General features: G+C 57.3%; 12 protein-coding genes. 2 read left to right on the top strand and 10 right to left on the bottom strand.

Going from position 1 to position 12,621, the window contains the following annotated elements:
- Positions 1-23: 23 nt before the first annotated feature.
- A complete protein-coding gene (locus FY206_RS13000) occupies positions 24-1,907 on the top strand; it encodes a potassium transporter Kup (RefSeq protein ID WP_032640758.1) in 1,884 nt (627 codons plus the stop codon).
- Between the two features lie 39 nt (positions 1,908-1,946).
- Here FY206_RS13000 and FY206_RS12995 read toward each other — a convergent pair whose 3' ends face one another.
- The 7 genes from FY206_RS12995 to FY206_RS12965 are packed head-to-tail and all read right to left on the bottom strand — an operon-like array spanning position 1,947 to position 8,397.
- Positions 1,947-3,173, bottom strand: a complete 1,227-nt coding sequence (locus FY206_RS12995; RefSeq protein ID WP_032640756.1) for a Zn-dependent hydrolase — start codon at positions 3,171-3,173, stop codon at positions 1,947-1,949.
- Positions 3,170-3,652 carry an L-2-amino-thiazoline-4-carboxylic acid hydrolase gene (locus tag FY206_RS12990; RefSeq protein WP_032640754.1) on the bottom strand — a complete coding sequence of 161 codons (483 nt, stop codon included), beginning with the start codon at positions 3,650-3,652 and terminating at the stop codon, positions 3,170-3,172. Before FY206_RS12990 ends, FY206_RS12995 begins: the two co-directional genes overlap by 4 nt.
- 18 nt (positions 3,653-3,670) lie before the next feature.
- Positions 3,671-4,828 carry a branched-chain amino acid ABC transporter substrate-binding protein gene (locus FY206_RS12985; protein WP_032640752.1) on the bottom strand — a complete coding sequence of 386 codons (1,158 nt, stop codon included), beginning with the start codon at positions 4,826-4,828 and terminating at the stop codon, positions 3,671-3,673.
- A 28-nt stretch (positions 4,829-4,856) separates the two neighbouring features.
- Complete coding sequence (locus FY206_RS12980; protein WP_032640750.1) at positions 4,857-5,576, bottom strand: ABC transporter ATP-binding protein; 720 nt, start codon at positions 5,574-5,576, stop codon at positions 4,857-4,859.
- Entirely contained in the window at positions 5,569-6,336 is a 768-nt protein-coding gene (locus FY206_RS12975; protein ID WP_032640748.1) for an ABC transporter ATP-binding protein, read from the bottom strand. The genes FY206_RS12980 and FY206_RS12975 overlap by 8 nt, the downstream gene beginning before the upstream one ends.
- The gene (locus FY206_RS12970; protein WP_032640746.1) at positions 6,333-7,439 is read right to left on the bottom strand and encodes a branched-chain amino acid ABC transporter permease; all 1,107 of its coding nucleotides are present in this window, start codon (positions 7,437-7,439) and stop codon (positions 6,333-6,335) included. The genes FY206_RS12975 and FY206_RS12970 overlap by 4 nt, the downstream gene beginning before the upstream one ends.
- A 7-nt stretch (positions 7,440-7,446) precedes the next feature.
- Positions 7,447-8,397 carry a branched-chain amino acid ABC transporter permease gene (locus FY206_RS12965; protein WP_032640743.1) on the bottom strand — a complete coding sequence of 317 codons (951 nt, stop codon included), beginning with the start codon at positions 8,395-8,397 and terminating at the stop codon, positions 7,447-7,449.
- A 170-nt stretch (positions 8,398-8,567) separates the two neighbouring features.
- On the opposite strand from FY206_RS12965, the gene FY206_RS12960 reads away from it, so the two are divergent.
- Complete coding sequence (locus tag FY206_RS12960) at positions 8,568-9,512, top strand: LysR substrate-binding domain-containing protein (protein WP_032640741.1); 945 nt, start codon at positions 8,568-8,570, stop codon at positions 9,510-9,512.
- Here FY206_RS12960 and FY206_RS12955 read toward each other — a convergent pair.
- The 3 genes from FY206_RS12955 to yddG all read right to left on the bottom strand — a co-directional run bounded on the left by FY206_RS12955 (position 9,502) and on the right by yddG (position 12,570).
- Positions 9,502-9,942, bottom strand: a complete 441-nt coding sequence (locus tag FY206_RS12955) for a GFA family protein (RefSeq protein ID WP_077064041.1) — start codon at positions 9,940-9,942, stop codon at positions 9,502-9,504. The two genes, FY206_RS12960 and FY206_RS12955, sit on opposite strands and share 11 nt — an antisense overlap.
- Before the next feature lie 77 nt (positions 9,943-10,019).
- The gene (ompC, locus tag FY206_RS12950) at positions 10,020-11,102 is read right to left on the bottom strand and encodes a porin OmpC (RefSeq protein ID WP_032640739.1); all 1,083 of its coding nucleotides are present in this window, start codon (positions 11,100-11,102) and stop codon (positions 10,020-10,022) included.
- A 589-nt stretch (positions 11,103-11,691) separates the two neighbouring features.
- Positions 11,692-12,570: an aromatic amino acid DMT transporter YddG gene (yddG, locus tag FY206_RS12945; RefSeq protein WP_032640737.1), complete on the bottom strand. Its 879-nt coding sequence runs from the start codon at positions 12,568-12,570 to the stop codon at positions 11,692-11,694.
- Between the last annotated feature and the right edge of the window lie 51 nt (positions 12,571-12,621).

Genomic DNA, 12,621 nt, shown 5'->3' with positions numbered 1-12,621 from the left:
TTATCTGACTCTTGCTGGAAAATATGAGCCCTCGCCACAGCAGTGAAGCGTCCCAACCGCTCTCCCGGTTAACCCTGCTTGCAGGAGGGGCGCTTGGCGTCGTTTTTGGTGATATTGGCACCAGCCCGCTTTATACCTTCCGGACGGTGCTTTCGCTCTCTGAGCATGACCCGACGCCCGGCGTCATACTCGGCCTGCTCTCCCTGATAACCTGGACACTCATCCTGGTGACGTCCATAAAATATGCCGCCTTTGCCATGCGAATTGATAACCATGGCGAAGGGGGCATCATGGCCCTGATGTCGCTTCTGGTGGAAAAGGGCAAAGGCGGACGCTGGGTCATTTTTGCCGCCCTGATTGGCGCCGCGCTGATATACGGTGACGGCGCAATAACCCCGGCCATCTCCGTCCTGTCTGCCCTCGAAGGGCTGGAAATGGTGTTCCCGGCGTCCCAGCCGTACATACTACCCCTGACGGTCGCGGTTCTGCTGGCGCTGTTTCTTATCCAACCTTTTGGTACCGCCCGTATAGGGAAAATTTTTGGCCCGGTGATGGCGGTGTGGTTTTTGGCGATTGCAGTTCTTGGCGTGCGGGGGATCGTGCAACACCCCTCGGTACTGCTGGCCCTCAATCCCGCGTATGGCATCGCGTTTCTGTTTTCGAACGGGTACACCAGCTTCCTGGTCCTGGGCGGCGTGTTTCTCTGCGTGACGGGTGCCGAAGCCCTGTATGCCGACATGGGGCATTTTGGTAAAAAGCCCATCTGGCTTGCCTGGTACGGCGTCGTCTTTCCTTCGCTGCTGCTCAACTACGCCGGTCAGTCAGCGTTGATTCTGGCTGGTGCCGACAGCAAACAGAATCTTTTCTATACGCTGTGTCCGCCTGCGCTGCAGGTTCCGCTCATCATTCTTGCCGCGCTGGCGACAATCATCGCCAGCCAGGCGATTATTACCGGCGCTTTTTCGATGACGCGCCAGGCCATTCAGCTTGGCTGGTTGCCCCGGTTACGCATCAAACAGACGGCGGCAGAAAGCTACGGCCAGATTTACATCGGGATAATAAACTGGCTGCTGATGGGGGTGACCATCGGGCTGGTGGTGTTCTTTAAATCCTCCGACAAGCTTGCCGCGGCGTACGGCATCGCCGTGTCATTAACCATGCTGATGACCACGGGCCTGCTGTTTGTCGCTATGCGGGAAGTGTGGCGCTGGAGCCTGGTCAGCAGCGCGGTCATTGCCTTCTGTTTCCTGGTGATTGATGCCACCTTCCTGTTTGCCAATTTGATTAAGGTGCTGGAAGGCGGCTATATTCCGCTGCTGATGGCCGCCGCTGTTTGTACGGTGATGCTGATCTGGCACCGGGGCGTTAAGGCGGTATCGGCATCGGTGGGCGAGATGGGCGTCAGCGTGGATGCCTTCTTTGCCCAGCTTCAGCAAAAGACGGTGCCCAGAGTGGCGGGCTCCGCCATCTTTTTGACCCGAACCCAGAACAATATCCCGCCGGTCATGCGCTGGCACGTCGCGCGCAACCGGGCGCTACAGCAGGACGTGTTGTCGCTGACCATTGATATTCTCAACGTGCCCTACGTGGGGGAAGAACAACGTATAAGAGTGGAGCAGCGCGCACCGGGCTACTGGCACGGCGTGGCGCAGTATGGCTTTATGGAACACCCGGACATCCCGCGGTTGCTGCAGGGCGTCAGCGAGGTCAACGCAATTTTTGCCACGGATGACGCCACCTGGTATGTCGGGCATGAAACCATTGTGGCAGGCGAAGGTGAGGCGGGCATGGCGGCCTGGCAGCGGCACATCTTTGCTTTTATGAAGCGCAACTGCACGCACGTCATCAACCACTATCACCTTCCCAGCGATCGCGTCGTCGAAATCAGCCGACGCGTTGCCGTGTAGATTCAGGCGAAAGCAGAGATCTTCTGCTTTCGCACCGCGCTATCGCTCAAGCGCCGCAGACAGGACGCTGTGCAATAACACATTCGCGCCTTTCTCTGACCACTCCGGCAGGATCCTTTCCGCTTCGTTATGGCTGACGCCCTTCACGCAGGGGATAAAAATCATGCTGGCAGGGGCCACCTTACTGACGTAGCAGGTGTCGTGTCCGGCACCGGAGACCATCGATTTTGACGAATAGCCCAGCGCGGCGACGGCGTTTTCCGTACGGGCCAGACAGGCTTCGTTAAAGTCGACTGGCGCATAGTCGAAGATGCGCTCGACGTTGGCCGTCACGCCGCGTGCGGCCAGGTTTTTTGTCGCCACATGCAGCGCGGCTTCCATGGCTTCAAGTGCGTCCTGTGAAGGGTGGCGAAACTCCACGCTGCATTCCACTCGCGAAGGGACAACGTTACGCGAATTCGGCGTAACCTGCGCCATGCCGATGGTCGCGCGTCCGTCCGGCGCAAATTGATACCCAATCTCCTCCACGTTCAGCGCCAGCCCGGCGAAGGCGATAACCGCATCGCGGCGGCTGTGCATCGGCGTCGTTCCCGCATGGGCGGCAAAACCGTCGAGCGTTACCGTAAACCAGCGCTGGCCCATGGCCGCCCGCACCAGCCCGATGTCGATCTCTTCCTCTTCGAGGATCGGCCCCTGCTCAATATGCAGCTCATAGCAGGCGTGAAGCGGAAATGCGCGGGCAGGGCGTTCGCCGCGATAGCCAATCGCTTCCAGCGCCTCGCGAACGGTTATCCGTTGGTTGTCCATACTGGCGTATGCAAAGTCTTCCGTGAGCTGGCCTGCCCAGACGCCGGAGGCCAGCATCGCCGGGGCAAAGCGCGCGCCTTCTTCGTTGGTCCAGTTGACCAGCACGACGTCGCGCTCGGTTTCAATCGCGTTATCGTTCAGCGTGCGCAGCAGCTCCAGTCCGGCCAGCACGCCGTACACCCCGTCGTAGTTTCCGCCCAGCGGCTGGGTATCCAAATGGGAACCCGTCATGACTGGGGCAAGCTGCGGGTTTTTCCCCGCGCGACGGATAAACATATTGCCCATGCTGTCGATATCGCAGGTGAATCCTGCCTCCAGCGCCCAGTCGCGCAGGAGGTCGCGCGCAATACGATCTTCCTCGCTCAGTGCCAGACGGGTGACGCCACCGGCGGGGGTGCCGCCAATCTGCGCCATCATCTCAAGCGTTGACCACAGCCGTTCGGCGTTGACGCGGATCATGTCTTGTCCTTAGCGCTGCGGTAGCGGAAGTCACAACACGCACCGCCCTGCATGATGGTGGTCGTGCGGGTCAGCTTCACGTCCGGCGCATAGCCAACGATGAACTTTTCATCGCGCGCGCAGGAGAGAAGATGACCAATCTCGCCCAGCCCCATTTCATGATACATCTCCGCGTAGCGGCAGCGGGTCACGTTGTAGTTGTACTGCTGGTCGTCGGCGTCGAGCACCTTCACCTCCAGCGCGTTATCTTTCTCCCACAGATACTGCAGGGCGATAAAGCTCTTTACGTCCGCGCCGTTGGGCTCTTTGCTGGCAAACGCTTTGCCTGCGTCAATTGCCGCTTGTTCAATCGCCTCGCCGATGACCGCCTGGGCGCGGGTTTTCCCTATCTCGCGCACCAGGATTTCATAAATTGGCTTAATAATTTCTGCTTCAATTTTGCGGCGGGCGAGAATGCCCAGCTCGTTATTATCACTCATCACATTGCCCTCACTGCGTTACTTCGCTTTTGCGCCACCCAGCACGGTTTGCGGCAGCCATTTGCCCTCGACAACTTTGTAAACGGTGAACGACGGCGACTTCAGGTTGCCCTCTTTATCAAACGCAATTTGCCCGGTGACGCCGGAGTAGCTAATGCCGCGCAGGGCTGGCAGATACTCGGACGGATCGACGGAGTCTGCTTTTTCCATCGCCGCAACCAGCACGCGGGTGGCGTCATAGGCGAACGGCGCGTGCAGTTCGATATGGGTGTGGTAGCGGGACTGCCAGGCCTGCTCGAAAGCCTTTCCACCCGGCATCTGGTCGACGGGCAGACCCGGCTCCAGCGCGACCACGCCTTCGCCTTCTTTCTGCGCCAGCTTCAGGAACGTCTGGCTGACAAATCCGCCAGCGCCCATCAGCGTGGCGTTCATGCCCAGCTGTTTGATGCGGCGTGCCAGCGGTGCGGCCTGGCTGTCGACGCCGCCGAAGAAGATCAGATCGGCGTTTTTGCTGCGGATGGCGGTCAGTACCGCGCTGAAGTCCACCGTTTTGTCATCCACGTACTGACGGTCGACAATCTTCACGCCCTGCGCTTCAAGCGACTTTATAAACTGGTCCGCCAGGCCCTGACCGAAGGCGGTACGGTCGTCGATCACCGCAATGCGCTTGGCTTTCAGGGTATTCACCGCGTACTGACCGGCGAGCTGGCCGCCGTCGTCATCGTGGCCCATCACGCGGAAGCTGGTATCAAAACCCTGTTGCGTATAGGCATGACCGGTCGCGACCGGTGCGACCTGCGCGATGCCGGCATCGTGATAGACGCGGGCTGCCGGAATACTGGTGCCGGTGTTCCAGTGACCTACGACGCCCGCGACGCCGCTATCCACCAGACGCTGCGCGACGGCCACGGCGGTACGCGGGTCGGACTGATCGTCTTCTGACTGCAGTTTGAAGGTCACCGCTTTGCCGCCGATGGTCGGGTGCTGCTTGTTAATGTCGTCAATGGCCAGCTGCGCGCCGTTCTCCAGATCTTTACCGATACGGGCAGACGGGCCGGTGAGCGGGCCCGCCAGGCCGATAACCACGGTTTCGCCGTCAGCGGCCCATGTGGCCGTTGAGGCAAAACCGCTGAGCAGAATAGCGGCGCTGAGCGCACTGATTTTTACTGTTTTCATTGTATTTCCCTGATGTTGGCTGGTGTTGTTAAACGGGCATTTCGCCCAAATAAATCTGTGCAATCTGGTCGTCAATGAGCAGCGCTTTCGATTCGCCGTGATGGACAATGCTGCCGCTGTCCATCACCCACGCGCTATCGGTCACCTCCAGCGCGAGTCGGGCGTTTTGTTCGATGAGCAGAAGGGCGACGCCGCGCTCGCGCAGGCCGGCAATGACGGCAAAAATGTTCTCGACCATCTTCGGCGCAAGGCCCATTGAGGGTTCGTCGAGAATGAGCAGACGCGGCTGGCTGAGCAGGGCGCGGTTAAGGGCCAGCAGCTGTTGCTCGCCACCGGAAAGCAGGCCGGCAAGCTGATGCTGGCGTTCGCCCAGGCGCGGGAAGCGCTCGAAAATCTCATTCATCTCCCGCCTGAAGGTGACAGTGTCACGCCTGAGCCAGGCGCCCATCTGCAGGTTTTCCAGTACCGTCATGCGAGAGAAGATCCCACGGCCTTCCGGGACCATCACCAGCCCGTCACGAAGCAGGGCTTCAGGCCTGTGCTTGCGTACCGCTTTTCCGTTGAATTCAATACGGCCGCTGAAGTTTTCCAGACCGGTAATGGCGCGCACGGTGGAGCTTTTCCCCGCGCCGTTAGCGCCAATCAGGGTAGCCTGTTCACCCTCGCGCAGGGTAAAAGAGACATCGCGTACGGCCTGAATACCGCCGTAATGCACGTCCACACGTTCCACCTTCAGTAATTCAGACATGGGCGTTGCCTCCAAGCCAGGCGGCAATCACTGCCGGGTCGCGACGGACGCTTTCCGGCGTGCCGCTGGCGAGCGTTTTGCCGTAATCCAGCACCGTCAGGCGATCGCAGATGCCCATCACCAGCTTGACGTCATGCTCAATCATCAGCAGGGTTTTACCGTCATCGCGCAGTCGGATAAGCAGCTCGCCGAGCGCCACTTTTTCCGCCGCGTTCATCCCTGCGGCGGGTTCGTCCAGCGCCAGCAGCAGCGGATCGGTTGCCAGCGCGCGGGCAATCTCCAGACGGCGCTGATGACCGTAGGCCAGATCGCAGGCGCGATAGTGGGCGAACTTCGCAATCCCGGTGTACTCCAGCAGGTGCCAGGCCTGTTCGCGGGTCTGCTTTTCTTCCGCCCGGGCGCGTTTATGGCGGCTCAGCGCGGCCCACAGGCCGTTACGGGTGCGCACGTGGCGACCCACCATCACGTTTTCCAGCACCGACATGTCGTTAAAGAGGCGCACGTTCTGAAACGTGCGGGCAATCCCGGCTGCGGTCACTTTCTCAATCTGCTTTGGAAAATAGGGCCTGTCGGCAATCGAAAACTCGCCGCTGTCCGCCGGGTAAAGCCCGGTGATCAGATTAAAGCAGGTGGTTTTCCCCGCCCCGTTAGGGCCAATCAGCCCGTAGATCTCGCCCTTGTTTACGGTAATTGAAACGTCATCCACGGCGGTAAGGCCACCGAAGCGTTTTGACATGTTGCGAACGGTTAACAGGCTCATGCCTTTACCTCCTTGTGGCGCACCGGCCAGATCCCGGATGGGCGCACCAGCATGACCAGCACCAGCGCCAGGCCGTAGAACAGCTGGCGTAACACTTCCGGGTCAATCAGCACCGTGCCGAACAGCGCCTGCTGAACCGGGGCCGCCTGGCTGCGCAGCAGTTCCGGCAGGGCGGTAAGCAGTATTGCGCCGAGGATCACCCCCGGAATGTGTCCCATCCCGCCCAGCACCACCATCGCCAGCACGGCAATGGATTCCTGTAACGTGAAGGATTCCGGGGAGACGAAGCCCTGAAACGCGCCGAACAGAGCACCCGCCACGCCGCCAAAGGAGGCACCCATCGCAAAGGCCAGCAGCTTATAGTTGCGCACGTTGATGCCCATCGCGCGGGCCACATCCTCATCTTCACGGATGGCGTGCCAGGCGCGGCCAATGCGCGAGTGCTGCAGGCGCAGGCAGACAAAAATAATCGCCACAATCACCAGCATCAGCAGGTAGTACCACAGCCACAGGGCGGGCACCTTGAAACCGAACCAGTGGTAGACGCCGCTGAACTTCAGGCCAAACAGATTCAGCGTATCCACCCCGGTAATGCCCTTTGCACCGTTGGTGATGTTGACCGGACGGTCGAGGTTGCGCATCAGGATGCGGATGATTTCGCCAAAGCCGAGGGTCACTATCGCCAGATAGTCCCCGCGCAGCTTCAGCGTCGGGGCACCCAGCAGAATGCCGCAGACAGCCGCCACCAGCGCGGCCAGCGGAATAATCAGCAGATAGGAGGTGTGCAGCCCGCCGGGGAACCAGACGCCGAGGATCGGAAACACCTCCAGCAGGTGTGGGGAGGCCATCAGCGCCGCGAGGTAGGCGCCCACCGCGTAAAACGCGATAAACCCCATATCCAGCAGGCCGGTATAGCCCACCACAATGTTGAGCCCCAGCGCCAGCATGATGTAGAGCAGAGCAAAGTCGATAACGCGCACCCAGTAGTTGCCGCCAAGCTGCGTGGCCACTACGGGCGCAACCAGCAGCGCGAGGCAGAACAGGATCATACCTGACCAGAATTTACGCGTCGCCGTCGGAATTTGTAGTTGAAGCGTTGTCATCATTTCCTCATGCCCTGTGCGCCACGCGCTCGCCCAGAAGTCCTGCCGGACGCAAGACCAGCACCAGAATCAGAACCATAAAGGCAAAGACGTCCTGATAGTTGCTGCCAAAGACGCCGTGGGTCAGTTCCCCCAGATAACCTGCGCCCAGCGCTTCAATTATGCCGAGCAGGATCCCGCCAATCATGGCGCCGCGAATGTTGCCAATTCCCCCCAGCACGGCGGCGGTAAAAGCTTTAATTCCCGGCAAAAAGCCCATCGAGAAGCTGGCGTTGCCGTAGTTGCTCGCCATCATGACGCCTGCCAGCGCGGCAAACACGCCGCCAATGGCGAACGTCAGCGTAATAATCGCGTTGGGGTTTACCCCCATCAGCGTGGCCACGCGCGGGTTTTCCGCCACGGCGCGCATGCCGCGGCCCAGGCGGGTGTATTCCACCAGCAGCCACAGCCCGATCATCACCGTCAGCGCCAGCGCCACGGTAACCATGCCGGTGACGGTCACAATGGCAGGAGGATGCATGTCACTGCCTGACGTCACGGCGATCGGATCCATGGGCAGGATCTGCGGGAACATCAGGGGGTTGCGGGTCCAGATAATCATCGCCACGGTTTGCAGCAGGACCGAAACGCCAATACCCGAGATCAGCGGTGCCAGGCGCGGGGCGTTGCGCAGCCGACGGTAGGCAAAGCGCTCCACGGCCATCGCCAGCAGGGCGCAAACGGCCATGGCAATCACCAGGGCAACGCCAAGCTGCAGCAGCTGCGGCATGTGGGGGAAGGTGGCATTCAGGGCGTTAATGGCGGATAGCGTGGTGAGCGCGCCGACCATCAGAATATCGCCGTGAGCAAAGTTAATAATGCGCAAGATGCCATACACCATGGTATAGCCCAGCGCGATCAGCGCATAAATGCTTCCCAGCATTACGCCGTTGATCAGTTGTTGTATGAGTGTATCCAACGTCTGTACCCGCAAAGTGCTCTTTCTGCGGCTACCATCCGATAAATGAATTAAATTGTAAAATACACATATATTATTTCTTATGATAAACCGGTATTGCTTTATCTTTATGATTTATATAAACATAATAAAATCATGTTTTCTGGTAAAAAGCCTAAAGAAATCAACATATGAATAAAACAGAACAGTCGGCAGCGTTATCTGCGTATGCAGACAGTCGCCTGGCAAACGATCCGCCGCTTCGGGCTGTCCGTGCCTTTGAGGCCATCGCCCGCCTGGGCAGCGTGACGCTGGCCGCGCAGGAGCTGGATATTTCCCCGTCGGCCGTCAGTCATCAGCTCAAGGTGCTTGAAGGGTATCTGCAAATGCCGCTAACGGAGCGTCAGGGGCGCAGGCTGGCGCTGAGCCAGCATGGCCGTGAATATTATCGCTCGATCCGCGCGGCGTTTAACGTGCTGCGCCAGGCGACGGAGCATCTGGCAGAGCAGGCGCAAACGCGTCAGGTCACCATCAGCCTGATCCCGCTTTTTGGCATGGGGTGGTTTATCCCGCGTTTGCCCGCATTTATGCGCGCCAACCCGCAGACCGAGATCAACGTGGTGTATGCCAACCATCGTAACTATCTGAGCGACGCGTCGGACATGTCGATCCGTTTCGGCAACGGGCAGTGGGCGGGCTATCAGAGTGAAAAACTGATTTCCGGCAAGATGGTGCCGGTGTGCAGCCGGGCGTTTTTGCGCATTCATGGCCATATCGACACCCCGGAGCAACTGCTGCAAATGCCGCTGCTGCACGATGAGGAGCGCACCACCTGGCCGCAGTGGTTTCAGCTGCAGGGGGAAAAACGTCCTCTCCGGCGCAGCGGCCCCCTGTTTGAAGACGGGCTGTTGACGCTGGCGGGCGTGCAGGCGGGGCTGGGCTGCGCGCTGATGCGTGAGCCGCTGATTGCGCCTTATCTGGAGAGCGGCGAGCTGGTGAAGATATTTGACTTACCCATAGACGACGGGCGCGACTATTACCTCTGCGTGCGTTCAGATTCAGAAATGACCGAGGACGGCAAGCTGCTGCAAAGCTGGCTGCGTCGGGCTGCGAGCGTTGAACCGTCTACGACGTAAGCAGGCAGTGCTTATCCAGCGCTTCAATTTCCGAACCGCTATAGCGCGCGTATTGCCCGGTCAGGCCAAAAAACGCGGGCTGGGTTTCGGTGTAGATTTCTGCAGCAAGCACCAGCCGACGTCGCTCATCTTCGCTCATCTCAAGCAGCGTCCAGGGAATAAAATAGCGCGCCGATGACGTCAGTTTGAACCACAGCGGGCAGCCGCAGCCGGGACAGAACCAGCGTCCGCCGCGCGCGGATGAAGCAAAATGAGACGGGGCAATGGAGTCTTGCTCCACAAGCGGCGCGCCCTGCGTCTCAAGATACATGGCAATGCCGCCTGACCACTTCTGACATTGCGTACAGTGACAGGCGTATACGTCAAAATTGTTGAGGCTCGCGCTGAACTGACTCATTCCGCACAGGCAGCGTCCTTTGAACAGGTGCATGGCGTTCTCCTTTTTGACGCCAGAAATCCGTATAAAAAAAGCCAGCCACATGGGCTGGCTTCTTAGCGTGACATATCTTAGAACTGGTAGGTCAGGCCAACCGCTACGATGTTGTCGGTAGCAACGCCAGTTGCTTTGGTGAAGCTGTTGTCGTCAACCAGGTTGATTTTGTAATCAACATAGGTAGACATGTTTTTGTTGAAGTAGTAGCTCGCGCCAACGTCAATGTATTCAACCAGATCCTGGTCGCCGTATGAACCCAGGTCTTTACCTTTAGATTTCAGGTAAGCGATGGATGGACGCAGGCCGAAGTCGAACTGGTACTGAGCAACAACTTCGAAGTTCTGAGCTCTGTTCGCGATATAACCGTCACCGAAGTTGGTCATGTTGCGGGTTTCAGAGTAGGTGGTTGCCAGGTAGATGTTGTTCGCATCGTATTTCAGGCCAGCAGCCCATACTTCTGCATTCTCACCGCCAGCGTTAACGGTATTGGCTACGCGACCTGCTGCAACCTGACGGTCAGTACGGTCAGATTTCGCGTAGGTGGCTCCGACAGCGAAGCCGTCCATTTCATAGGTAGAAGACAGACCCCAGCCGTCACCGTTCGCTTCGGTGATGTCGCGGTTGTCATTTTTACCCTGGTACTGAGCAGCGAAGTTCAGACCGTCAACCAGACCGAAGAAGTCGGTGTTACGGTAGGTCGCAACGCCAGTCGTACGGCCAGTCATAAAGCCATCGGTCTGAGTCCAGGTATCACCACCGAACTCTGGCAGAACGTCAGTCCATGCGCCGATGTCGTAAGCAACACCGTAGTTACGACCGTAGTCGAAAGAACCGAATTCGTTGAATTTCAGACCCGCGAAGGCCAGACGCGTTTTGCTGCCGTCAGTGCCCTGGGATTCGGAACGGTTGCCTTTGAACTCATATTCCCACTGGCCGTAACCGGTCAGCTGATCGTTGATCTGAGTTTCGCCTTTGAAGCCCAGACGAACGTAGGTTTTGTCGCCGTCGTTGCCAGCGTCATCAGAGAAATAGTGCAGACCTGTTACTTTACCGTACAGATCCAGCTTGTTACCGTCTTTGTTATAAATTTCAGCCGCGTTTACAACGCCTGCCGCCAACATGGAAGTCACTGCCACTGCAACTAATTTAAGTTTCATCTTAAATATTCCTTATAATTTTCTTAGGTATTTCCTGAGCCACTTTGAACGAGTTTTAAACGAGGCCGCTCGTCAATGGCACGTTATTTTTAAAAATCTTGTAGTCCTCTTTCAATAATAAGTTTCAAATTATTAATAATAATTTCATTTAGTGTGATCGAGATCGGATAAATGGCCGGGAAATAGCCCGAAGTGATGCGTATTTAATCAGTTTTTGGTGGGGTTTATTTTGGCTGATATAGTTTCGACGGGTTTTTATAAAATACGTTAATTATCGGCAATGCCGTTCTTTTTGGTGGGGTGGTATAGTGAATTTAACCCTGCGCGGCGGTTTGCCGCCCTTAATTGCACGGAAATTCCGTTGTTTAATGAGAAACACACGGAAACATACTATTGCACTTTGTGCTATTAACGCTGTGAGTATTTGACGGCGATTAATCACCTTGCGGTGTCAGTTTATGTCAATATTAAAAGACGAAACGTTACGCAAGGACGATAATATAAACAGAACCTAAACGCGCGCTCAAATATTAAATTTATGTTAATTTTTTGCTGTCGGGATGAATATTTCCCGACAGCAGAACCGGAATTATTTCCGCGTGGCGTACCAGCAGAGCAACGACCCGGCGCAGACCATCAGCGCGCCTTGCCAGAACGAGAAAGAGAGGGGGGAGCTCAGCAGCGCGGCGGCAAGCGCGGCGGAGAGGACGGGAGTAAAATAGGATACGGCGGCCAGCACCGTGACGTTACCGTGCAGAATGCCAACGTTCCAGGCGGCATAACCCAACCCAAGCGCCACGCCACACATAACGAGTTTCACGACAACCGGAACGCTGAAGACCATTTCCGGCTGATCGCTCAAGGCAAATTTCACCCACAGGCTCAGCGCGGTCAGCAAAACAAACAGGGTAATGCCGCTTTGCCCGTTAGCAAATTTACGGGTTACCGTGCAGTAGGCCGCCCAGATAAATGCTCCGGCAAAAGCCAGCGCATAGCTGAGCGGATTCGATACAATATTGCGGATTATTTCATCAGGATGTAATCCTTGCTCACCGCCTAATACCCAACATACCCCGAGCAGCGCGAGGACGAGACCGGGGATGACCCACAGCGTTGATTTCTGTCCGTTGAACAAAATAGCAAAGACGATCGTCAGGCTCGGCCAGAGATAATTGACCATCCCTACTTCAATGGCCTGCGCGCGCGTGGCGGCATAGCCTAACGACAGGGCGAGGCAAATTTCGTAACTGACAAACAGCACGCTGCCTGCAATAAGATACCTGGGGGAAAAACGTTTAATATCAGGAAATCCTACCGTCACCAGACACAATAATCCGCTGAGGGTGTATATCATCGCCGCACCGCCGACGGGCCCCAGTCCCTCACTCACGCTGCGAATCAGGCCCACCATTGTGCTCCACAACAGAATCGCTGCCAGCCCGATAAGCGTTGCTCTCTTTCTGTCCATTACGTCTTCATCGCTAAAAAAATCAAAGGAAAAAGATATAGCATTAATCCA

It is taken from the genome of Enterobacter chengduensis (assembly GCF_001984825.2).
In the GTDB taxonomy this organism is placed as follows: domain Bacteria; phylum Pseudomonadota; class Gammaproteobacteria; order Enterobacterales; family Enterobacteriaceae; genus Enterobacter; species Enterobacter chengduensis.
The sequence above is the reverse complement of the archived record's forward strand: the minus strand, read 5'-3'. Positions and strand labels throughout refer to the sequence as shown.